This is a genomic window from Shimia sp. R10_1 (genome assembly GCF_017744095.1).
Lineage (GTDB): Bacteria > Pseudomonadota > Alphaproteobacteria > Rhodobacterales > Rhodobacteraceae > Shimia.
Genome location: NZ_JAGHQX010000009.1, coordinates 216668 through 239937, shown reverse-complemented (window position 1 = coordinate 239937; position 23270 = coordinate 216668). Strand labels below are relative to the sequence as shown.

The window sequence follows — 23270 nt, the reverse complement described above, 5'->3', positions numbered from 1 at the left end:
GGTTCCGCATGCCGGGGCAGCGCCAAGATACGAACTCTTTCACCAAGGCTCTGCTTCATGGCGTATATCCGCAAACGCAACAGACGGATTTTCTTGATCTTTCTGCTGCCTGCCATCCTGATCCTGTTCCTGACGACGATCTACCCGATGCTCTATGCAGGGTATCTGAGCTTCCGGTCTTACGATCTGGCCAAACCCTTTGTGCCGCGCGTGTTCGTGGGTTGGAGCAACTATCAGAACGTTCTGACGACCGGCGACTTCCTGCACGCGCTGAAGATCACCTTTCAGCTGATGGCCATCACGCTCAGCATCCAGCTGTTCATAGGTGTGGGTCTTGCGTTGTTGGTCACGCAGCGGCTCCCCGGAATGGGGATCGCGCGGACGCTGCTGCTGATACCGATGATGATCTCACCGGTGATCGTGGGGCTTGTCTGGCTGTTTCTCTACTTCCCCGAGCTGGGCTATCTGAACTATTTCCTCAGTTTCCTTGGCCTTGGCCCCGTCTCATGGATCACCTCGCCGGACTGGGCGCTTTGGGCAATTGCCATCGCCGATATCTGGCAGTGGACGCCGTTCATCATGATGGGCACTGCCGCCGCGCTGACCAGCCTGTCGCCCGAACCCTATGAGGCCGCGCGCATCGACGGAAACACCCGCTGGCAGGTCTTTCGCTATGTGACGCTGCCGCAGCTGAAACCGGTTCTGGTCAGCCTGCTGTTCCTGCGTGCCATCGATGCGTTCAAGATCTACGACATCATCTTTGTGCTGACCAAAGGCGGCCCCGGCGATTCAACCGAAGTGCTGTCTTTGTACATCTACCGGCAGTCCTTCACCTTCTGGCAGATGGGGGTCGGAGCGGCGGCGTCTTTCGTGTCGCTGATCATCATCGTCGTGCTGATCACCTTCTTCTTCAAATCCCTCAACCGCGATCCAATGCAGAGCTGACGGTGACGATATGAACAAACCTAGCACCCAACAAGCGATCCTAGTCTACACCCTGCTGGGGATTGCCCTAATCGTTTTCATGACGCCGATCTATTTGATCGTCTCATCCTCGGTCAAACCCAGCCCGATCATGTTCCAGCGACCTCCGGCGATGATCTTTGAGCCGACGCTGGATCACTATCGCGACCTGTTCGCGATGCGCCCTTTTGGCAAGTTCATCGCAAACAGCTTGATCGTGGCGCTGGGATCGACGGTGTTCTCGGTGTTTTTTGGCAGCATCGCCGCCTATGCGATCAGCCGGATCAAGCACAAACGGATGAACGATGTTGCCTTCTGGATCCTGTCAATGCGCATGTTCCCACCTATCGCTGTGGTCGTGCCCTACTACATCATCTTCAAAACCGTGGGCCTGCTGGACACCCCCATCGCGCTGATCATCGTCTATTCCACGGCGAACATCCCGCTGACCGTCTGGCTGATGAAAGGTTTCTTTGACGAAGTGCCAACCGCGCTGGAAGAAGCCGCTGCCGTAGACGGGCACGGGCTGATCTCGATCTTCTGGAAGGTTACGCTGCCTCTGGCAGCACCCGGCCTCGCGGTGTCGGCGGTGTTCTGTTTCATCTTCTCATGGAACGAGTTTCTGTTCGCTCTGATGCTCACTGGCTCGAACGCGCAAACGGCGCCTGTGGCAGTCATGTCGTTTTGGTCGTCAGATGCGGTGCAGTGGGGTCGTATCATGGCCGGCTCGTTTGTCATTCTCATTCCCGGTGTCGTCTTTGTCCTGACCTGCCAGCGTTGGCTGGTGCGCGGGCTGACGATGGGTTCGGTCAAGTAAAGGAAGTGCAATGTCGGCAATCACGCTGAGAAATGTCATCAAACGGTACGGGGCGGTCGAGGTCGTCCACGGCATTGATCTGGACGTAGAAGAAGGTGAATTCGTCGTTCTTCTTGGCCCCTCGGGCTGCGGCAAGACCACGACACTGCGCATGGTTGCGGGGCTCGAAGATGTCTCGGATGGCGACCTGTCGATCGGCGGCGCGCGCGTGAACGAGGTCGCGCCCAAGGATCGCGGCGTGGCGATGGTGTTCCAGAACTATGCGCTTTATCCCCATATGACCGTACGCCAGAACATGGAGTTCTCGCTTAAACCGCTGAGCCTGCCCGCTGACGAGGTCGCCCGCCGCGTCGATGAGGTCGCCTCCACGCTTGGGCTGGCCGAGCTGCTATCGCGCCGTCCTGCGCAGCTGTCCGGCGGACAGCGTCAGAGGGTCGCCATGGGCCGCGCCATGGTGCGCACACCGGATGTGTTCCTGTTTGACGAACCGCTCTCCAACCTGGACGCCAAGCTGCGCACGCAGGTGCGGTTAGAGATCGCCAAGCTGCACAATCGCCTCGGCACAACGGTTCTGTATGTCACCCACGATCAGGTCGAGGCGATGACCCTTGCCGACAAGATCGTCATCATGCGCGACGGCCATATCGAGCAGGTGGGCACGCCGGAACAGGTCTATAGCCAGCCCAACAACACGTTCGTTGCCACGTTCATCGGTTCACCCCCGATGAACATGATCCCGGCCCGTGTGCGACAGGGGCGGCTGGAGGCGGATGGCCTGCTCCTTTCTGTGCCAGACCGCTTCAAAGGTGTTCTGGCCGAAGATCAGGCCGTGACCATCGGAATTCGACCCAACGGCCTGTCTCTGGCAAAGGACGTTGACCACAACACCGCCCCTGCTCGGGTCGAAGTGACCGAGTATCTGGGCAACGAGGCCCTGCTGGACCTGCGCGCCGGACCGCACGAATTGATCGCCGAGGTTCCGGCATTGGGCAGGCCCGCTCCGGGCGCCGAGGTTACGGTGCATTTCGACCCCGATGCCCTCCACCTGTTTGACACCGCAAGCGGCGACAGCCTGTCGCTCTGACGAAAGGACACTCTAATGCCTCAGGAAATCGTCTTTCCCGCCAAAAACACCTTTGTGTTGTCTGACTATCAAGACGCTCCGCTTGCCGCAGACGAAATCAGGGGGCCGACGGTGGCGACCCTGATCAGCCAAGGCACGGAACTGGCCTGGGCGAGTGGGGACGATTTTCCCATTCGCCCAGGATACGCCGCTGTTTTCCGTGTCGATGAGGTCGGCGCGGATGTGCAGGGCGTTGCGGTCGGGGATCTGCGTTTTTGCATGGGTCATCATCGCTCAACCCAGCAGTATCAGGCCCGTCATACCTTGCCCGTGCCACACGGGATGACACCGGAAACCGCATTGCTGGCCCGGCTTATGGGTGTGTCCATGACAACGCTGATGACCACGAAGGCCCGTCCGGGGGATAGTGTCGTGATCTGCGGGGCTGGGCCTGTTGGCATTCTGGCCGCCCAGAACTTCAAAATTGGCGGTTACAACGTTTCGGTGGTTGAACCAGACCCGCTGCGCCGTGCGCAGGTTGAACAGTCGGGGGTAAACAGCACCTTCGCCGAAATGCCGGTGGAGGATCCCGCTTTTGCCCGCAAAGTGGCACTGGTGGTCGATTGTTCGGGCCATGAGGCCGCCGTGCTGGACGCCTGCCGCATCGTCAGGCAAGGCGGAGAAGTTGTTCTGGTCGGCGTGCCCTGGCATCAACGCACCGATATCCCGGCCCATGACATCCTGCGCGAGGTTTTCTTTAGCTATGTCAACCTGCGCAGCGGCTGGGAATGGGAACTGCCAATCCACAGCCGCGGGTTCGTCTGGGAAGAGTTGCTTGAGGGGTATAACAACGCGCCTCACAGTATCTTCTCGGGGTTTGAAAAAGCGTTGGGGTGGCTGGCTGAAAAAGGGCAGGATTTCAGCGCCCTGTCCGTCAGTGTCCCAGTGCAGGATATCGAACGTGTCTATTCAGATATTTCACAACGGGTGATCGAAGAACCGTTTATCATTCTGGATTGGGACGCCACGTGACCGGATGATGCAGCCCTTGCGCGTTAACTCTGCGACTATGGCTCGGCCAGACAACATTGCCGCGCCCTTGAGATCAGGTTCTTGATCGGGGGAAGCTCAGCAATGCTGGATCGAACGGCATATCCGCTGATGGGTGTTGTCACGTTAACCGATGATCCACATAGAAATCCTGGCTTGCGAATTTCAAGCGGTCTTTGTGGCAGCATTCCAGACATCAAATGCCTCGAGGTGGTGATATCTGATTGTGAGGGCTGAGCGGCGGTGTGCGGGGACACTGAAACGATTGCAAACGGCTGAATGGGTGGCCACAAACCTTTGCAACCCGCCGACAGTCCTGTGGCCTTGCATTGTTCGTTCCCGCTTTCGGAATGGTAGATGACTGTTTTCTGCCCGGTTGTTGAGGCCCTTGTGCGACCAGTGTTTCAGGCCCGGCGCGATCTCCCGTATGGCGGCGCCATATGAGCGCAGCTTGTCTGTGATGATCCGTTTGGGAATAAAACCAAGACGGTTTATCAGACTGCGCAACAGCCATTTGGCGGCACGTTTGTTGCGTTTCGGTTGGATGATTTCGTCCAGAACGACGCCATGCTGATCGACCGCGCGCCACAGCCAAAACTTGCGGCCAGATACTCTCACGACAACCTCATCGAGATGCCAGATATCGCCGAAGCGGCCTTGTCGCTGTCGAAATTTGCGCGCGATCTGTGGCCCGAACTTGACGACCCAGCGCCGGACAGTCTCGTAAGGGGACTGTTGCATTAATCGTCTTTGTTGGCGAGACTTTGGCTTTTGAGGTTGCCGATGCCGCGTAGATCCCCGTTCAAACACCACCGTTTCCCGCGTGAGGTCATTCTTTGCGCGGTTCGCTGGTATCTGCGTTTTTCGCTTTCTTACCAGGATGTCGTCGACCTACTTTCAGAGCGCAGCATCGATGTTGATCGGTCGACCGTGTTTCGATGGGTGCAGAAATTCGGTCCCGAACTGACCAAGCGCACTGAGAAGCATCTGCGCCGCGCCAGCGTCGACTGGCACGTGGACGAAACCTACATCCGCGTCGGAGGTAAGTGGCGGTATTTGTGGCGGGCTGTTGATGCGAATGGCCAAGTGGTCGATTTCCGCCTGACAGCTCGACGGGATGCAAAAGCTGCCAGTGCCTTTCTCAACAAGGCGATTGAGCGCGTTCGACTGCACCGACCGGTGACAATTGTCACCGATAAAGCACATACATATCGGCGTGTCATTCGCGAGATCAACCGCCGATATGACCCACATTTCGACAGCATCAGGCATGTCGACCGGAAGTGGCAAAACAATCTGATCGAGAGCGATCCTGCCGCCATGAAAAGGCTACTCGGATACCGCCAGAGCTTCAGATCCCTGCGAACGGCCAAAGCGACCTTGAGCGGGCTAGAGACCATCCGAACCATCAAACGAGGCCACATTCATCACAAACAACCAGGCGTTCTCGGAGAGGTTCAGTTTATCGCCAAGCTGTTCGATGTGGCGTAACTCATCGAAGCGCTCAGCACAAATTCGGACCAAAGCGATTAATGCAACAGTCCCCCTTGGTGCAATTCGCCGCCCCGAAAGGTGAAAATCCCGAAAACGGTTAATCCCGCAGGCGCCTGTTTAAAGGTGTTTAGGGCCGAGGGTTTCTTAGGTGTTTACAGCACAAAAAAGTTGCTAGATTTTTGACCGAGGGTGAAGTTTAACAATATCAATGACTTTCAGCCAGAGTGTTCCCCGCACGCGCAGGGATAAGGCGATCGCTCCGCCGGAGCAGACATATAGGTCGGCATTGCCAAGTAGATAGCGTATGTTATTTCGCCCAATGTCATTCGGTTGTAGGTGACACGATCTGGACCTAGATGGCATTTACTGATCCATCTTCTAGAAAGTGTAGTCTTCAGAGCCACAACATCCCCACACTAGGGATTGCCTATTTCAGGCGATCACAAGCAATTCTAAGCTAGCGATGACAGATTGGGCGCATGAAGTTCGAAGTGCATCGTGTGCTTGACTGGCCGCATGCCGCATAATCAAGCCAAACAAATGAACTGATCCTCTATCTCGGTTTGGTCTGTCACTAAGTCCGAAAGCTCTACCGCAGGAGTACTCTGAGTGGTACCTTATGTGGTATGAAATACTTGAAATTCAATTTAATTGATTGTTATCAGGGGTATGGTGTATTTGTTTTTCGGACACCTCCTCCGCCATTTATTAAGTGAAAACGATGACTTACCAAGCGGGCGGTCGTGGTGCCCCCTTGAGTGGGGCGTTAGGCCTGATCTCTATAGGATTGCATCTTACCCAAATCCGCCCTCATTGTTGCCCATCGTGCCAAACCGGCAGCTCTCCCCCCGGCCTCACCCGACGCAACGGCGCCTGATCCTATATTGCCCGCCGACAAAGCGTGGCATTTCTGAACAATTTGACCGCGCAGCCAAACCAATCTAGACTCAGGTTTTCCTGGTCACTCCAGCGGCTGGGTGATGTTTATGCGAACAAATGGAGCGCCTCGCCAGCGAAGGCCGCTCTAAAGGCAGCATTGAGGCTGCCTAAAACGTGTCGGTTTACAACCTTAGCCCCAAGCATCCAGCGGCAAAGCATTAAGTTCGGCGCGAGCGTTTTGCTATGTTGGCATCCATCGGTCTAAAATCGCGCGGAAGGCGTCGTCGTGGCGTGGCGAAATGAAATGTGCCACTTCGTGGAGCGCAACATGTTCGATAGAGCGGGACGGCTTCTTGGCCAGTGAAAGGTTTAACTACACGCGGCCGGTTTCAGGGTTGCAGCTGCCCCATTTGGTGCGCATGCGTTTCACGCCTAGCTCTGGCCGCGCAACACCGAGTAAATCTGCCCATTTTTCTACTGCTGTTCGCCCAGGGGCGCGTAGCTACTCTCAGGGCCAGTAGATAATAGCTGCTGTAAGTGTGATTCTAGTGAGAGCTCCGTCGTTCACGGGTGCAAGGCTTGGCGTGGGTGATGTCGGCTCCATCGACTTCAATCCGTCCAGCCGCGGGTTTTCTCAGCCCGATGAAACTGCCGCCTGCCGCTGCTGACATAGCGAAATTGCGGAGAATGGGGTGTTTCGACCAGATTGAAACCGGGTTGCCACAACTCTTGGCCGTCCATAAAAGCGAATGCTATGAGTGCGCCGAAACTTTCCAAGATTGATCAACAGCCCGCGACGTTGCGGGACATGGTTCAAGAACGGATGCGTGAAGCCATCGTCGAAGGTCTGTTTCAGCCTGGCGAGCGGTTAATCGAGCGTCCTTTGTGCGAACAGCTCGGCGTCAGCCGCACGGTCGTTAGGGAAACTATTCGTTATCTCGAGGCTGAAGGTTTGGTTGAGATCCTTCCTGGACATGGGCCAATCGTTGCGGTCATGCGTTGGGAGGATGCGCGCCAAATTTATGGCATCCGACGGCTTCTCGAAACGGCAGCTGCTGAACAATGCGCACGCAACATTGATGCAGATATCTCACGCAAGCTGGAGGCGTCGCTGAAACGTTTGCAAGAAGAGTCCGTCGGGAAGACGCGCGGTTCATTGTTTCGAGCAACGTCTGATTTCTATCAGCAGGTTTTTCGTGGAGCAGAACATCACATAGCTTGGGATATTGTTGAACGCTTGAATGGGAGGATCAGCCGGTTACGCATGTTGACGCTGACCTCAAAACAACGCAGGCGACCCGGCATAGCCTACATGGAAGACATTTGTGCAGCTGTTGTCTCGGGGAACCCAGAGGCAGCCCGGTTCGCAGTCGAATGCCATTTGGATGCTGTAACGTCGATTGCAGAACGGGTGTTCGCTTCCGAGGATGACTTGCAATGACTGATCACCCCAAAGGGTATTGGGTCGCTAATGTCACTGTGAGTGATCCTGAGGCTTATTCGGACTACCAAGCGCTTGCTCCTGAGGCCTTCCAAAAATACGGGGCTCGTTTTTTGGCGCGAGGGGAGGCTGAGACGTTGGAGGGGCAGCGTTGGCAACGGCGCGTGATCATCGAGTTTGACACTATAGAACAAGCGAGAGCCTGCTATAATTCGAAAGAGTATCGTCTTGCCCGAGAAAAGCGCGCGTCTGCCTGTCAGGCGGATATCGCGCTCATACAGGGCTTACCCAACTTCTGAGATTGCGGCTGGCGAAGTAACCGGGAGTCGATTGGGTCTCTATGCTCTTGCCAAGGGCTATCCTTGCTGTTCGTGGCGCCTCCTCTAAGTGGCGCATTGGTGGGGGGGCGTCTGCTTGGATGCTATCTGAGAACGCAGCTGACTGGTCCCGCTTCTTGATCGTGGTTTCGTAGACTGCGCAGTGATTGCGTGCGGCGAATTCGTGTTAAGTGTTTAAAAAGAAATAATTTTACGTCTCGAGGGCCTTTGCGCAGGTGCGGCGGTCTCGCCCGGCAAGATTTGAATTGACATTTTGGCATATGGTATACCATCGTACCACAAAGATGACGGACCTCTGTAGGGAGCCAAAAAATGCCGGCCGAAATTCGTAAAACACTTCTGCATGTCGAAGAAATGCTGATCGAGGGCGGTAAGGTTGCCGAGCATCCGCTCAAGATGATCGCAGCCATCGCCGTGATCAAAAACCCATGGGCAGGTCAGGGTTTCGTTGAAGATTTACGCCCCGCGATCCACGATTGTGCGCCAGGGTTAGGTGAGGCCCTCACCAAGATGGTGCTTGAGGCCGCCGGTGGTGGTGACAGGGTCGAAGCCTATGGCAAAGCGGCGATTGTGGGGATGAATGGCGAGGTGGAACATGCGTCGGCATTGATTCACACCCTGCGCTTTGGAAACCATTACCGTGAAGCGGTGGGTGCAAAATCTTACTTGGCCTTCACAAACACGCGCGGCCCTGCCAATGCGCCACTGCAGATCCCGTTGATGGACAAAAATGACGGCGGTAGGCGGAGCCATTACCTGACGATACAGCTGTCGATCGCCGATGCGCCCGGACCGGATGAAATCGTGATCGCTTTGGGGGCGTCTATTGGTGGTCGCCCGCATCATCGCATTGGTGACCGCTATCAGGATCTGCAGGAGCTTGGGCATGACGTTGACAACCCTGCAGCTGTCTGAGCCTTACGGGCGCGTCACCTTCAGGGTGTCTGGTCAGGGCTTTCCCTTAGTGCTGCTTCATGGTGTGGGAATGCAATCTGCCGCATGGTATCCTCAGGTAGAGGCGTTTTCCGCGCATTGCCAGGTGATCGCTCTGGATCTGCCAGGGCACGGAGGGAGCGATACGTTGGCAGGAGAGCCAGCTTTGCCTGACTATGTTGCGTGGTTACATGCGGTTGTGACGGCAATGCGCCTTGGGCCTATCCACTTGGTCGGCCACTCTATGGGGGCGCTGATCTCGGCGGGATATACGGTGTCCCATCCGCAGCGAGTGGCAAGCGTGGCGCTTCTAAATGGTGTATTCCGCCGCTCGTCCGCGGCGCGGAAGGCTGTTGTGGCCCGTGCAAACGACATTCAACGTGGTTGTTTTGACCTTGAAACGCCGTTGAAGCGATGGTTCGGTGACAGACCAGCAGAGCAGAAGGCACGCGGTAAGGTGTCTGACTGGCTGTCTTCGGTGAACACCAAAGGGTACGCCGACGCTTACGCGGCATTTGCTGCGGGCGACGAAAAGTATGCGGATCAGTTTTCTCAAATCCGCTGCCCGCTGCTGGCACTCACCGGCGCATTGGATCCGAATTCGACGTCTGAAATGGCTGAGGCCATGGCTGATATAGCCCCGCAAGGACACGCGGTTATCATTGAGGGGGAGCGTCATATGGTCAACCTAACGGCACCGGAAAAGGTCAATGCAATTTTGAAAGATTGGTTGCCCACTCCGGCAGCGGAAAGAGGAACGGCATGACAAGTTTTGATCCTCGTGTACTCAGGAATGCGTTTGGAACGTTCATGACCGGCGTGACGGTTGTCACAACCCATGATGATGAGGGGAAGCCGTTGGGTTTTACTGCGAATTCGTTCAGTTCCGTTTCTCTGGATCCAGCGCTGGTCTCGATCTGTCTGGCCAACAGCTCTCGCAATTATGAGACGTTTGCCCGGGCAAAAGGATTTGGCGTCAATGTTCTGGCTGAGACCCAGAAAGATGTGTCCAATACGTTTGCGCGCCCAGTCGAAAACCGCTTTGCGGCCGTGAACTGGCGCGCTGGTCCCCTGGGATCACCTATATTTGAAGGGGTTTCGGCCTGGTTTGACTGTTCGACCTTCAAAACAGTTGAGGCAGGAGATCACCTGATTCTGATTGGCAGGGTCGAAGCTTTTGACATGTCCACTGCGCCTGGGCTTGGCTACGCGCGTGGTGCGTATGTCACCCCAGCGGCAGAAGCGGAGGCGTTAAGCCAAGGTACCAATTTGATCGTGTCCGCACTGATTGAGCGCGATGGAAAAGTGCTGTTGGTTGGTAACGAACATGGGCGTCTGACGCTGCCTGCAACCAAAACCGGGAAGATGGGTGTCACATCGGCCTTGAACGGCATAATCGATCGATGTGGCGTAAATGCTCAGCCTGGATTCATTTATTCTCTGTATGAAGATGCCGCACAGCAGCAACAGCACATCGCGTTCTTGTGCCAGGCGGCCGAGGGGGAACCATCACAAGGCACCTTTGCAGAACTGAAAGAAAGCACGCTGATGGATATTGCAGACGCGGCGATGTGCACGATGTTGGAGCGTTTTGAGCAGGAGCGTCGCATCGGTAGTTTCGGGATCTATCTAGGCAATCAGATCAGTGGAAAAGTTCGCCCAGTCCCGTCTGAAAAAAGAGTAATGCAATGAAGTTTTCGCTATTTGCTCACATGGAGCGTATCAGTCCAAAGGATGATCAAAGACGCCTGTATGATGAGTTCGTGCAGCTGTGCGAGATTGCGGATGAAGCTGGGTTCCACGCGGTTTGGACAGGTGAACATCACGGGATGAATTTCACAATCGCGCCGAACCCATTCATCAATCTCGTGGATCTTGCAAACAAGACCAAGAATGTGCGTTTGGGCACAGGAACGGTGATCGCACCTTTCTGGCACCCGATCCGCCTCGCCGGCGAAGCGGCGATGACTGATCTGATTACGGATGGCCGATTGGAGCTTGGCATTGCACGCGGCGCTTATTCTTTCGAATATGAACGCATGATGCCCGGGATGGACGCCTGGGAGGCTGGGCAACGCATGCGTGAACAAGTTCCGGCCATCAAGAAGCTCTGGGCTGGCGATTACGCGCACAACGGTGAGTTCTGGCAGTTTCCAGAAACCACCTCGGCGCCACAACCAGTACAGGTTGATGGTCCACCTATTTGGATCGCCGCAAGAGATCCAAACAGTCACGAATTTGCTGTCGCAAACGGGTGCAATGTGCAAGTGACGCCGCTTTGGAACGGTGATCCAGAGATCGAGTCACTGATGAGCAAATTCAACGATGCTTGCGTCAAATTCCCTGACGAGCCGCGCCCGAGCATAATGTTGCTCTTGCATACCTATGTTGCCAGCGATGCAGAAGATGCAAAACAGGCAGCGGTCGAACTGAACCGGTTCTACAACTACTTTGGCGCTTGGTTCATGAACCAGCGCAAGATCAGGCAGGGCTTGATTGAGCCGCTTTCTGATGAAGACATCGCGGCGCATCCTTTCTACTCACCTGAAGCAATACAGCGCGATCTCGCGATTGGTACAGCCGAAGAACTGATAGTGCGGCTGAAAAACTACGAAGCAATGGGGTATGATGAATACTCCTTCTGGATCGACAGCTCGATGCCCTTTGAGCGGAAGAAGAAGTCACTTGAGCGGTTCATCTCTGACGTGATGCCAGCCTTTCAGTAAGGGAAAATTATGCAGCATTTTCAGCAATATATTAACGGTGAATTTTCTGACGGCACTGCGCAATTCGAAAGCAAAGACCCGGCTACCGGGCGGCCTTGGGCCATGATGCCTGAGGCGCGTTCCGCTGATGTGAACCGTGCTGTTGAGGCGGCTGATCGTGCATTCTTTGATCCCGAGTGGGCGCATATGACGGCAACGCAGCGCGGGAAACTTTTGGCGCGTCTCGCGGATCTGATCGCAGAGAATGCCCCACGTCTGGCCGAGCTTGAAACACGTGATACTGGAAAGATCATTCGCGAAACCTCAGCCCAGATCTCTTACGTCGCGGACTACTACCGTTATTATGCAGGGCTTGCCGACAAAATCGAAGGGGCTTTCCTGCCGATAGACAAACCAGATATGCAAACTTGGCTGCGACGCGAGCCTATCGGTGTAGTGGCGGCAATCGTCCCTTGGAACTCTCAACTCTTTCTGTCTGCTGTCAAAATTGGGCCCGCACTTGCAGCGGGTTGTACAGTTGTTTTGAAAGCTAGCGAAGAGGGGCCGGCGCCCATGCTGGAATTTGCCCGCATTTTCGATCAAGCGGGATTTCCGAAAGGTGTTTTGAATGTCATCACCGGGTTTGGTCCGGAGTGCGGTGCAGTTTTGACATGTCATCCGAAGGTGTCGCATGTGGCCTTCACTGGAGGGGCTGAGACTGCGCGCAGTATCGTGCGCAGCACGGCAGGAAATTTGGCCTCGACCTCACTTGAACTGGGTGGGAAGTCTCCGTTCATCGTCTTTGATGACGCCGATCTCGACAGTGCGGTGAACGCGCAGATTTCGGGGATTTTCGCCGCGACGGGGCAGAGCTGCGTCGCAGGATCCCGCCTTGTGGTCCAAAATGCCATCAAAGATGAATTCCTGGCTCGACTGAAACAAAGGGCTGAAAAAGTGGCGATTGGCCCCCCTCAAGAGATGGCAACCGAAGTTGGCCCACTGTGCACCTTGAGGCAGCGCGATCGGGCTGTGTCTCTGATTGAGCGTTCTCTGGCACAGGGCGCGCGCTTGATCACCGGCGGTTATATCCCTCAAGGCGACGGGTATTTCTTTCCCCCGACCATTTTGGATTGTGCGGATGCACCTGATGCACCCTGCGTAACCGAAGAGTTTTTTGCTCCTGTTCTTTCAGTCATCAGCTTTGATACCGAAGCAGAGGCACTGGCGATTGCCAATGATACGCAATTCGGTCTCGCTTCGGGCCTGTTCACTCGCGATTTGACACGGGCGCATCGGATGATGCGTGGCATTCGAGCAGGTATCGTCTGGGTGAACACATACCGCGCGGTCAGCCCGATCGCGCCGTTTGGGGGATTTGGCTTATCGGGTCATGGGCGAGAAGGCGGCGTGGAGGCCGCACTTGAATACACAACAACTAAGGCGGTTTGGCTGCGCACCAGCGATGAACCAATCCCGGACCCATTCGTAATGCGATAGCCTTGCAGATCGCAAAGCAAATTAAAGCGAAGGTCAACAAGACACGGAGAGAGCGGGACTTGTGAAGTCAGAATAATTTGAGTTGCTTGCTGTGGTTGGCGTTGTCCGGTTTAGCTCGGGTGCGTTTGCGGCTGCCGTGTCGTTGGTTCACGCTCTCTGAGCGGGTTCGAAAATTAGCCGTTTTTTTCACCTCAGAAATCTTCGTCTTCGCCCATCTTGCGGCGACTTCATGATCAACGATCGGCGGCGGGTAGCTGGTATTAAATCTCGGTCTAAACAGCGGTGTTTCGGAGGCATACGGGACATGAATGGTTTCGTTGGGCAAATGGTCGAGTTCAGGCACCCATTTTCGAATAAACATGCCATTGGGATCCTGATCGCGGCTTTGCTTGATAGGATTGTAGACCCGCAGTGCATTGATGCCAGTCACGCCAGATTGCATCTGAAACTGGCTGTAGTGAATGCCCGGTTCATAATCGGTAAACAACCTGCCCATGTAAGGCGCGGTCTTACGCCAGTCGAGCCAGAGCTGATAACTGGCAAAACTGACCAACATCGCGCGCATACGAAACGTGATCCACCCCGTTTCAATCAGTGATCGCATGCAGGCGTCGATAAAGGGAAACCCGGTTTGCCCTGTCGCCCACGCATGAAACCTGTTTTCATCATGGGCGTCTTCTCGCAGACCTTCAAAGGCGGGATTCATGCAGTTGGTTTCAATTTCTGGCTGATCTTCCAATTTTTGAATGAAGTGACAACGCCAAGCCAATCGCGACCCAAAGGCGTTGAGGCTGCGGCCAAAACTCTGTTTTTCCAGTGGGGTCAATTGGGCTTTGCGTTGTTTGAGCGCCTGTTCGACTTCCCTGACGGAGAGCGTGCCCCAGGCCAAATGCGCAGACAGACGCGAACAGCTGTGTTCTGATGCGATGGGAGAAGAAATGTTGCGTAGATAATCATGCGAGCGTTGGTCTAAAAAACTGCGCAACGTATCTATTGCGGCACTGCGTCCGCCTTGCTGGGGCACACGCAGCTGAGCGCCAAACATAGGATGATTTTTGGCAGGTAGGATATCTGACACGCATTCAGCGACAGGCGTGAGGGTCTGGGGCGTTGGCGCAACAGCGGAGGCCATTCGCTGGTTGCGTATTCGGCTCCAGTCATCGCGGTTCCTGAGCCGGCGCACCACGCCATTTGATGGAAATTCTGTGAACGAAACCCCCAGCCTTCGGCACATTTGGTGTACCTGCTGATCGCGTTGGTAGCTCCACAAGTTGCCGGTTTCTTCGTGTGCCAGAAGCTTGTTGGCGCCAGTTTGCGCAGCGAGCAAACTCAAAACTTCACAGGCGCTGCCGATGCGAATGATCAAAGGCTGGCCCAGTCTTTCGAGACTGACAGTCAATTCTAACAGGCTGTCGTGTATAAAACTCCAGTGCCGTGCGGAGGCCGAAGGCTGTTCCCAGAGTTCCGGTTCCACGATGTAGAGGGGAATGATCGGGGCGCCAGTTCGCGCGGCTGTGAACAGCGGTAAGTGATCCTGCACGCGCAAGTCACGTTTGAACCAGACGATTTGCGGTGCTGAAATCATAGGTCAAGGTCCCGAAGTAGGGCAGGGATTTGTTTCTTTAGCTTGAAGAAACCCTTGGTCGTATGGGGCCAGACATGTCTGTCATAGGCCCGTACAAAGACGTGTATGCGAATGTTCTTGGCGGCCAGGTTTTGGTATGTTTTTGCAAAGCCCGCTGCGGCCGGGCCAACAGGCAAATGTGCGCAGATGACATCTGAAGTGCCTGCTTTAGCAGCCGCACGGCAAATTGCCGTACTCCAATTATGGCCCACATCGGTTTGGCCGTTTGCGGTGGAGGCGGCATGGCGTACAGCGTTTATGGCGAAGCCTGTTGCATCGGGTGACACAATGCCAAGCACACCCGCTGGCTTGGCGCCGTCAGGAGGCGGCTGACAGTCCTCCTCGGTCATTAACCAAAGCGCACGGGTGGGTAGATCAGGCGATCTCGGTGTGATGGGCACAATCGGGTGCGTTTTTTCTTCGATCAGGGGCGCTGCATTTTCGTTCAACTGACCAGTTGGCTGAAAACGCCCATCGGTGAATTTGGCAATGTTCTCTGCTGTGGCAAGATAGTGCTTGCCGGGCGTGTGCAGACCCGCGACCCAGCGCCAGCTGAGCGTGTTGGATGCCGGATCAGCGTCTTGTAGATGCCGGAGAAAGAAATCTGCACCCAGCGGCCAAGGCAGACGCAATGTAAAAATCCAGATCGAAGCGAACCACATGCGCGCGTGGTTATGGAGATACCCGGTTTGGCGCAGTTGCTGACACCAGTGATCAAAGCACGCGATTCCAGTCTGGCCAGATACTGCGGTCTGGTAATTGGGTAGTGGGTCGAGCAACGACGCATCCCGCTCCGCCTGATACGCGGACCACACGCTTGGCCGCTGCTCCAGCCAGCCTTTGAAGTACCCGCGCCAAAACACTTCTTGCACAAAAGGCATTGCCGTTTTCAGCGTGTGGTGCGCCAGAATTTCTGACAGGATCTCACGTTCAGAAACCAATCGGTGGCGAATATAAGGTGACAGAAACGAAACCGCTGCCGCGCGCCGATTGCGATCAAAGTTACGCTCGGAGGTATAGGTTTTTCCTGCATGCGGCGCAAAGCGTGCAAGCCGTTGCAAACCTGCACGGCGTGTCGGCTCAAACATCATTGACAGCGCTTCCTTTGGTGGCAGGGCCCTTCTGTGATCTACACTTAGCGGAACAGTATTTGACTTCCTCCCAAACGCGAGCCCATTTCTTGCGCCAAACGAACGGGCGCTGGCACGCGACACGATTTTTTTGTGGAAGGTCAGACTTTTTCATTTTCTTCCAAAGCCTTGAAAAAACGTTGCGCATCTTCACGGATGGCTTGGCGCTTTTCATTAGACATGCGCTCATGGGTTTTGAACACAAATCCCATGCGAGGGTTTCCCCGCAGTTTCTGCGCGTTACGGTCGATAAAGTCCCAGTAGAGATAATTGAACGGGCAGGCCTTGGGGCCATTTTTTGCGTTTACGTTATAGGAACACTGCGCGCAGTAGTTCGACATTTTTTTGATGTATGCACCGCTTGCGGCATAAGGTTTTGACGCCAGAACACCGCCGTCAGCGTATAAAACCATCCCGTGTACATTGGGCAGCTCAACCCATTCGTAAGCATCCGCGTAAACCTGCAGATACCAGTCGTTCACCTGATCAGGATCGAGCCCTGCCAGCAGGGCAAAATTGCCCAAAACCATCAGACGTTGGATGTGATGTGCATATGCGTTTTGCTGGGTTTCCAATACCGTTTGGCGCAGACAGTTCATACGTGTTTGCGCGGTCCAATAGAATGCGGGTAACGGGCGGGAGGCGTGAAGGAAGTTTCTTTCCTTGTAGTCAGGCATCAAATGCCAATAAAGGCCACGCACATACTCTCGCCAGCCAAGTATCTGGCGTATAAAGCCCTCCACCGCATTCAGCGGGGCATGTCCCTGACGATAGGCGTGCTCTGCCTGTTGAATGCACTCCATTGGGTCCAGAAGGCCGACGTTCAAATAGAGCGCGATGTGGCTGTGATACATCCACGGCTCGTCCTGAAGCATCGCGTCTTGCCAGTCTCCAAACTTGGGCAGGCGCTCTTGGATAAAAGACGCCAAGGCCTCCAGCGCGCCTTGCCGAGTCACCGCATAAGAAAATGGTGCGAGGTCGCCAAAGTGATCGGGAAACTCTGTCTCAATAAGCTCCAGAACTTGCTGGGTGATGGTATCTGGATCGGCTGAGTAGGGCGCTGGAACATCGAGATTTGTGAGCGGGGCACGCCTGTTCTCTGTATCATAGTTCCATTGTCCGCCTGTTGGGCCATCGGGTTCCATGAGAACCGAGTGTTTTTTGCGCATTTCGCGATAGAAAAACTCCATGCGCAGTTGCTTCCGCCCATTGGCCCAATCCGCAAAATCGTTTCGAGAGGCGAGAAAACGGTCGTCTTCCAGAATGGATACAGGAATGCCGAGTTCGTGCTCCCAGTTTTGCACCGCGTCGAGCAATCGAAACTCACCAGGCGCTGTGATGATCAAAGCCTCTGGGGTGAGTTGGGCAACTGCTCTTTGGACTTCACCAGAGAGGGAGCCTTGGTTGTCCGGGGCATCATACTCTCGGTAAATGACATTAAGCCCACGCACTTTCAGGTCCTCTGCAAAGTGGCGCATCGCCGAAAAAACAAATGCAATCTTTTTCTTGTGGTGTTTTACGTAGGTCGCTTCTTCGCGCACCTCCGCCATTAAGATGACGTCACCATCGTTATGCTTCTGCAGGGAAGATACCGAAGGGGTCAGCTGGTCGCCCAAGACGAGGATAAGTTGCATATTTGGCCAGACGGTGGACGCGGCGCGCGCCTTTAAGTGACGTGATTGTGTCTGATACGCAGCGGCAAGTGGTGCGGATCAGCAGACATGCCGACGACTGGCTGTCGCAGTGGAAAGGTTGGCATTGTGCAATCGGCTTCGTATTGCACAATGCCTTATGTTGATGTGGACAAATCCAAAGCTGGTCTGACCGCATCAAGGATTTTCGGGCTAAGTCTTTGAGGTCACTGTGCACCAAACGCAATCATGGTCAGACAGTGGGCGGCCATTTGCGTCCAGCGCGGGCAGCAGGCCTTTGCTCATACATTGCAGGCCGCTTCCGGCGAACCAGTCCAGCTTCATCACACGATCGGGATGCGGGGTAATAAGACTGGGGCGGGTTGTCATTCCCTCCGCGGTGAAATCCCATGAAAACCCCTGCTGTTCAGCCAATGCGAACAGGGTTTCTTGCGTCCAGTCGAAATTGGGTGGGATGTGGTTGCCGGTGTTTAGATCGCCTCCAATCAGGATGGGCATGTCAGGCGCAAAACGCGCCACCTCTGTCAGAAGTTCTTCAAACTGTGCGTGGCGGTGGGCGGCACCGGCGTTGCTTTCCAGATGAGTGGAAACGACGCACACGGGTCCTGTTTCTGTCGGTACAATCGCGACAATTGCCATACGCCCCCCCAGCCTTGGCTGTTGCGGATCCGCCGCGCCCGCATCTGCGGCAAACCAATGTCCGTCTTTGTCGAGCCGGATCATGCCCACCTTTTGAAAGGGAACGGAAGACAAAATGGCATTACCGTGCCAGCCTAGCGTATTGAAATCATCTTTGCAGAAGGGGCGCTCTGTTGGGCCGCCAAGGTCGAGTTCATGGAACTCTACGCCAAAGGCGTATTGCATGCTCAATGCGTTTGCCATGTCCTCAGTGGTGTGACGTTGCCCTGTGCGGGACATGCCGTGATCCACCTCAGACAGAAGCACGATGTCTGGCGCAACCGTACTCAAATGGGCGGCAGTGTCTTCTGGAAACAGGCAACGTTCTACATTCCAGGCCGCCACGGTTATGTCCGTGGGGAGCGACGTGCGGTGACTTTCGCCGCCGATTTGAATGGCATTCATCGCAGGCGTGTCTGCAAGTAACGCTTGGTGAGCTGGCACTGTGCGCGGTGTATCTAAAATGCGTTGCTGCTCTGCTTTGCTGATCGCTGGCAAGGTCGCAAGGGTGTGGGTGATCATAGAGCTTTTCCCGTTTCCGCATCAAACAGCCGAAGCGCATCAGCCTTGAGACCGACGCGTACAGCTCCTGGTGCTGCTGCGACTTCTTTGCTGACATGCATTGTGAAATTTTGCGCGGCCAGTTGGCCATGCAACAGTCTGTGTGCGCCCAATTCTTCAACGATATCAATATGGAAGTCCAGCGGCCCAGCAGGGTCGAACGCGACATCTTCGGGGCGGATACCCAGAGTGACTGCCCCGCGTCCCTGCGCATTTGCAAGTGGAGTGCCACCATTGACAAACACCTGTCCGCCCTCAAGCCGGGCCTCGAGCAGGTTCATTGGTGGTGCGCCCATAAAGCTTGCGACAAAGGTCGAAGCAGGGGAATGATAAATTTCTGCTGGGGTGCCAATCTGCTCTATGCGACCCTCATTCAGTACGATGATCCGATCCGCCATGGTCATGGCTTCCACTTGATCGTGGGTGACGTAGATTGAGGTCACACCGAGTCGACGTTGCAAGGCTTTGATTTCAATGCGCATCTGATTGCGCAGTTTGGCATCGAGGTTGGAGAGCGGTTCGTCAAACAGGAACAGCGCTGGATCGCGAACCACAGCGCGGCCCATGGCGACCCGCTGGCGTTGCCCTCCGGACAGCTGACTTGGTTTGCGGTCCAGGTAGGGCTCAAGATTGAGCATCTTTGCGGCTTCGTCCACCTTGCGTTCAATTTCTTGCGCCGGCGTTTTGCGGTTCTTGAGGCCGTAGCCGATGTTCTTGCGCACAGTCATATGCGGATAGAGCGCGTAGTTTTGAAACACCATTGCGATGTCGCGATCAGCGGGATCGACGTCATTCACCACACGATCACCAATCGACAGGCTGCCCTCCGTGATGTCTTCCAAACCTGCCACCATGCGCAGCAAGGTAGATTTGCCGCAGCCGGATGGGCCCACGAGTACCACGAATTCACCGTCGGCAATATCAAAGCTGGTGCTGGTGACCGCCTCATAGCCGTTGGGATAGATTTTGCGGATGTTTTGCAGAGAGACCTGAGCCATTTCTCTTGTCCTTATTTGTCAGATTCCGTGAGGCCCTTGACGAACCAGCTTTGGAAGAAAATCACCACGAGTACGGGCGGCAGGATCGCAATCAATGCGAGCATATTGGCGCGGCCGTATTCAGGAATATTTGTGCCTTCGAGATCTTGGGTGATTTGTTTGATCCCGCGCACCAGCGTGTACATGTGCTCTTCGGTGGTGATCATTGTCGGCCAAAGATATTGGTTCCAGCCAAAGACAAACATGATGATAAACATGGCTGCGATCATCGTCTGGCTGAGAGGCACGAGGATGTCGATGAAGAATTTCACCGGTCCTGCGCCGTCGATCCGAGCGGCTTCAACCAACTCTTCTGGTACAGAGCGGAAGAATTGGCGGAAGAAAAACGTCGCGGTTGCCGAGGCGATCAACGGCACAATCAAGCCGCTGTAGGTGTTAAGCAGCCCGAGCTTTTGCGCGATCTCATATGACGGCAGAATGCGCACCTCGAGCGGCAGAAGGAGCGTTGTGAAGATGAGCCAGAACGCAAATGTTGCAAACCGAAGTCGGAAATACACCAACGCATAGGCCGCCATCATGCCAATCGCGATTTTACCAAGGGCAAAGCCGAGCCCGAGGATCAGCGAGTTCTTCAGCATGGACATGCCAGTATTCTCGCCAGAAAACCCGGAGGCCTCGAACATGGCTTTGTCGAAGTTGGCACCAAATTGATCCCCGATCACCAGACCAGGGCCGTTTTTGATGGTTTCAACATCGGTGGTTGTCGTAGTTTGCAGCACGATCAGTAGGGGCACCAGCATAAAGAGCGAGCCAAGGATCAGCACTGCATGATCGCCAATATCGCTCCAGCGAATGCGGAATTTGCGAACAGGCAGTGTGGGAGCCTGAGTTTGTGTTAGATCTGTCATGATTTGCGCCCTCAAGTGTAGTGAATGCGCCGCTCAACCAAGCGGAACTGGAAGATGGTCAGCGCCAGCACAAGCACCATGAGAACGACGGATTGTGCAGATGAACCTCCAAGGTCATTGCCGCGGAAGCCATCCACGTAGACCTTGTAAACCAGCGTCATCGGGTTGTTGCCGGGCTCGCCTTTCACCAGGGTGTCAACGATGCCGAAAGTGTCAAACAGCGCGTAAGTGATGTTGATGATCAACAGAAAGAATCCGGTTGGTGCGAGCAAAGGGAAGGTGACTTGCCAGAAGCGGCCTGTGGCGGAACGATTGTCGATCAACGCAGCCTCACGCACGGCTTTCGGGATGGACTGCAAGCCAGAGAGGAAGAAAATGAAGTTCACTGGCACCTGCTTCCAGACGGATACGATGACCATAGCAACCGCGGTGTCATTGAAGTTCACACCCAGTTTGAAATCCCAGCCCATGCTGCGTGCGAGCTCGGTCAGCGGGCCCCAACTTTGGTCAAACATGATCAGCCCGATAAAGCCTGCAACGGGAGGCGCAACCGCATAGACCCACATCAGCAAAGTCCGATAGCTGCGCGCGCCGCGCAGCACTTTGTCTGCTTTCACGGCAAGCAGAAGCGCCAGCGCAAGCGAGAAAAAGGTGACGAGCGTTGTGAACACCAGCGTGAACCGCGCAATCTTCATGTATTCGCCACTGCCTGCGAGGTCTTTGTAGTTATCGACACCCACAAAGGTGGAACCAAATCCAAACGGGTCCTGCAGATAGAATGAAGATTGGACTGCATGGGCGGCAGGCCAATAGAAAAAGATGGCAATGATGATCAACTGCGGCAGGAGCAACAAGATCGGCAACCATCTGGTGGTGAAACCGGCGCGTTTCATGGGAAGTGTCCTTTGAAAGAAGGAACGGCCGCGATGCTGCGCGGCCGCTCTTTGTGTGTTTGACAGAGGGTGTTAGCTCTGAGTCTTGGCGAATTTTGCCAGCAGGGCGTTGGCTTCTTTTTCGATGGTGGCAAACGCATCCTCGACAGAGGTTTCGCCAGTCAAAATGCGACCGTATTCGCGGTTCATCACGTCACGGATCTGCACGTAGAAGCCCATGCGGTAGCCCTTGGTGTTGTCACCGGCAGGCAGGGACAGCTGTTTGATGCCGACTTCCGCAGCCGGCGCGCGGTCATAGTGGCCGTCCGCTTTCGCCATTTCATAGGCGGCTTCGGTGATTGGTACATAGCCAGTTTCCTGGTGCCAGAAGTACTGGGTCTCTGGCTGGGTCAGGAATTCGAAGAACGCAGCGGTTGCCTTGTTGTCTTCGGCGTCGTGGCCCGACATGGCGAAGAGGGATGCGCCACCGATGAATGTTTGCTTTGGCTCAGCGGTCACAGCTTCCCAGTAGGGCAGGTAGGTCGCTGAGAAATCGAACGGCAGATCTTTCTTGGACAGGCCGCCAAAGGAGCCAGAAGAGCCAAGCCACATGCCGACTTTGCCTTCTTCAAACGGGGTTGCGTTGTCGCCCCAGCCTGTGCCGAACCATTCAAAATATCCAGCGTCCTGCCATTCGGTCACGGCAGTGAAGTGGGCTTTGATCGCGTCATTGTTCACAAGGATTTCGGTGCCCTCGGCGCCTTCATAGCCGTTGTTGTTGGTGGCAAAAGGCAGATCGTGACGAGACATGAAGTTCTCGGTGAAGATCCAAGGCAGATGGGATTGAGTCAGCGCGGTATAGCCGGCATCTTTCAGAGCAGGTGCAGTGACTGTCTGAAACTCTTCCCAGGTTTTTGGCGGCTCAACACCCGCTTTTTCGAACGCCTGCACGTTGTAGTACATGATCGGCGAAGAGGAGTTGAACGGCATGCCGATCATCTTGTCATCGGCGTCTGCATAGAAGTAGCGTACGCCCGAGATGTAGTCGTTGATGTCAAAGGCCACGCCATTGTCGGTCAGTAGATCCTGTACCGGCACGGTTGCGCCCTTGGCGCCAATCACGGTCGCTGCGCCTGCGTCAAATACTTGAAGGATGTTGGGCTGCTCGCCCGCGCGGAATGCGGCGATGCCTGCGGTCAACGCTTCTTCATAGGTGCCTTTGAAGACAGGGGTGATTTTGTAGTCATCTTGAGACGCGTTGAAGTCTTCCGCAATCGCATTCACGGTTTCGCCAAGCGCGCCACCCATGGCGTGCCACCAGGTGATTTCAGTTTCGGCAAAGGCAGAATTTGCCACCATTGCGAATGCGGCCGCGGCCGTGCTGGTCATGAAATGTTTCACAATTGGTCTCCAGTTGAGTCGACAGATCGACACAGATCTGCCTGTCCTTTTTTCCGTGAGCGATCGCCTCGAAAAGACGATCCAAGTAAAATCCGATCGCCCGCAAAAAGCGGTGCGTGAGATGTGCGTATGAGCTGCACACGTGTTCAACTAACGGGGTTATGCGACAGATCTGTGAAACGAGTTTTGCGTTTCTGTAACGATTTGCTTGCCGGTGCGGTGCGCGATCGCGCAATGCCGCGTACCAAGAGCGCGCAGCATGCTGT

22 protein-coding genes are annotated in these 23270 nt (G+C 55.2%); 12 read left to right on the top strand and 10 right to left on the bottom strand.

Going from position 1 to position 23270, the window contains the following annotated elements:
• The first annotated feature begins 57 nt into the window (after positions 1-57).
• Genes J7413_RS17215 through J7413_RS17200 form a run of 4 tightly spaced genes read left to right on the top strand, consistent with a single transcriptional unit; the run spans position 58 to position 3875 of the window.
• Entirely contained in the window at positions 58-945 is an 888-nt protein-coding gene (locus J7413_RS17215) for a sugar ABC transporter permease (RefSeq protein ID WP_209100443.1), read from the top strand.
• 10 nt (positions 946-955) lie between these two features.
• Complete coding sequence (locus J7413_RS17210; RefSeq protein ID WP_209100441.1) at positions 956-1780, top strand: carbohydrate ABC transporter permease; 825 nt, start codon at positions 956-958, stop codon at positions 1778-1780.
• Positions 1781-1790: 10 nt separating this feature from the next.
• Positions 1791-2864, top strand: a complete 1074-nt coding sequence (gene ugpC / locus J7413_RS17205; RefSeq protein WP_209100439.1) for a sn-glycerol-3-phosphate ABC transporter ATP-binding protein UgpC — start codon at positions 1791-1793, stop codon at positions 2862-2864.
• A gap of 15 nt (positions 2865-2879) precedes the next feature.
• Entirely contained in the window at positions 2880-3875 is a 996-nt protein-coding gene (locus J7413_RS17200) for a zinc-binding dehydrogenase (protein ID WP_209100430.1), read from the top strand.
• Positions 3876-4058: 183 nt separating this feature from the next.
• Here J7413_RS17200 and J7413_RS17195 read toward each other — a convergent pair whose 3' ends face one another.
• The gene (locus J7413_RS17195) at positions 4059-4634 is read right to left on the bottom strand and encodes an IS6 family transposase (RefSeq protein WP_247743583.1); all 576 of its coding nucleotides are present in this window, start codon (positions 4632-4634) and stop codon (positions 4059-4061) included.
• Between the two features lie 42 nt (positions 4635-4676).
• On the opposite strand from J7413_RS17195, the gene J7413_RS17190 reads away from it, so the two are divergent.
• The 8 genes from J7413_RS17190 to J7413_RS17145 all read left to right on the top strand — a co-directional run bounded on the left by J7413_RS17190 (position 4677) and on the right by J7413_RS17145 (position 13180).
• Positions 4677-5384: an IS6 family transposase gene (locus tag J7413_RS17190; RefSeq protein WP_209100422.1), complete on the top strand. Its 708-nt coding sequence runs from the start codon at positions 4677-4679 to the stop codon at positions 5382-5384.
• Between the two features lie 1636 nt (positions 5385-7020).
• Positions 7021-7707: a GntR family transcriptional regulator gene (locus J7413_RS17175; RefSeq protein WP_209100420.1), complete on the top strand. Its 687-nt coding sequence runs from the start codon at positions 7021-7023 to the stop codon at positions 7705-7707.
• On the top strand, positions 7704-8006 hold the full coding sequence (locus tag J7413_RS17170) for a DUF1330 domain-containing protein (protein WP_209100418.1): 303 nt from the start codon (positions 7704-7706) through the stop codon (positions 8004-8006). The genes J7413_RS17175 and J7413_RS17170 overlap by 4 nt, the downstream gene beginning before the upstream one ends.
• A 351-nt stretch (positions 8007-8357) precedes the next feature.
• Positions 8358-8960 carry an amino acid synthesis family protein gene (locus J7413_RS17165; protein ID WP_209100416.1) on the top strand — a complete coding sequence of 201 codons (603 nt, stop codon included), beginning with the start codon at positions 8358-8360 and terminating at the stop codon, positions 8958-8960.
• Positions 8932-9744: an alpha/beta hydrolase gene (locus tag J7413_RS17160; RefSeq protein WP_209100415.1), complete on the top strand. Its 813-nt coding sequence runs from the start codon at positions 8932-8934 to the stop codon at positions 9742-9744. The genes J7413_RS17165 and J7413_RS17160 overlap by 29 nt, the downstream gene beginning before the upstream one ends.
• Positions 9741-10670: a flavin reductase family protein gene (locus tag J7413_RS17155; RefSeq protein WP_209100414.1), complete on the top strand. Its 930-nt coding sequence runs from the start codon at positions 9741-9743 to the stop codon at positions 10668-10670. The genes J7413_RS17160 and J7413_RS17155 overlap by 4 nt, the downstream gene beginning before the upstream one ends.
• The gene (locus tag J7413_RS17150) at positions 10667-11704 is read left to right on the top strand and encodes an LLM class flavin-dependent oxidoreductase (RefSeq protein ID WP_209100413.1); all 1038 of its coding nucleotides are present in this window, start codon (positions 10667-10669) and stop codon (positions 11702-11704) included. The genes J7413_RS17155 and J7413_RS17150 overlap by 4 nt, the downstream gene beginning before the upstream one ends.
• A 9-nt stretch (positions 11705-11713) precedes the next feature.
• Entirely contained in the window at positions 11714-13180 is a 1467-nt protein-coding gene (locus tag J7413_RS17145) for an aldehyde dehydrogenase (protein WP_209100412.1), read from the top strand.
• Between the two features lie 67 nt (positions 13181-13247).
• Here J7413_RS17145 and J7413_RS17140 read toward each other — a convergent pair whose 3' ends face one another.
• The 9 genes from J7413_RS17140 to J7413_RS17100 form a co-directional block, all read right to left on the bottom strand.
• Complete coding sequence (locus J7413_RS17140; RefSeq protein ID WP_209100411.1) at positions 13248-14765, bottom strand: deoxyribodipyrimidine photo-lyase; 1518 nt, start codon at positions 14763-14765, stop codon at positions 13248-13250.
• Positions 14762-15895: an FAD-binding domain-containing protein gene (locus J7413_RS17135; RefSeq protein WP_247743582.1), complete on the bottom strand. Its 1134-nt coding sequence runs from the start codon at positions 15893-15895 to the stop codon at positions 14762-14764. The genes J7413_RS17140 and J7413_RS17135 overlap by 4 nt, the downstream gene beginning before the upstream one ends.
• On the bottom strand, positions 15885-16049 hold the full coding sequence (locus J7413_RS17130; protein ID WP_209100409.1) for a DUF2256 domain-containing protein: 165 nt from the start codon (positions 16047-16049) through the stop codon (positions 15885-15887). The genes J7413_RS17135 and J7413_RS17130 overlap by 11 nt, the downstream gene beginning before the upstream one ends.
• The gene (locus tag J7413_RS17125) at positions 16036-17568 is read right to left on the bottom strand and encodes a cryptochrome/photolyase family protein (RefSeq protein WP_209100407.1); all 1533 of its coding nucleotides are present in this window, start codon (positions 17566-17568) and stop codon (positions 16036-16038) included. The genes J7413_RS17130 and J7413_RS17125 overlap by 14 nt, the downstream gene beginning before the upstream one ends.
• A gap of 210 nt (positions 17569-17778) precedes the next feature.
• A complete protein-coding gene (locus tag J7413_RS17120; RefSeq protein ID WP_209100406.1) occupies positions 17779-18786 on the bottom strand; it encodes an endonuclease/exonuclease/phosphatase family protein in 1008 nt (335 codons plus the stop codon).
• Positions 18783-19823 (bottom strand): sn-glycerol-3-phosphate ABC transporter ATP-binding protein UgpC, encoded by a 1041-nt coding sequence (gene ugpC / locus J7413_RS17115; RefSeq protein WP_209100405.1) that lies wholly within the window; start codon positions 19821-19823, stop codon positions 18783-18785. Before ugpC (J7413_RS17115) ends, J7413_RS17120 begins: the two co-directional genes overlap by 4 nt.
• Positions 19824-19834: 11 nt before the next feature.
• On the bottom strand, positions 19835-20731 hold the full coding sequence (locus J7413_RS17110; protein WP_209100404.1) for an ABC transporter permease subunit: 897 nt from the start codon (positions 20729-20731) through the stop codon (positions 19835-19837).
• An 11-nt stretch (positions 20732-20742) separates the two neighbouring features.
• Positions 20743-21624, bottom strand: a complete 882-nt coding sequence (locus J7413_RS17105) for an ABC transporter permease subunit (protein ID WP_209100403.1) — start codon at positions 21622-21624, stop codon at positions 20743-20745.
• 72 nt (positions 21625-21696) lie between these two features.
• A complete protein-coding gene (locus tag J7413_RS17100; RefSeq protein WP_209100402.1) occupies positions 21697-22992 on the bottom strand; it encodes an extracellular solute-binding protein in 1296 nt (431 codons plus the stop codon).
• Positions 22993-23270: the final 278 nt, after the last annotated feature.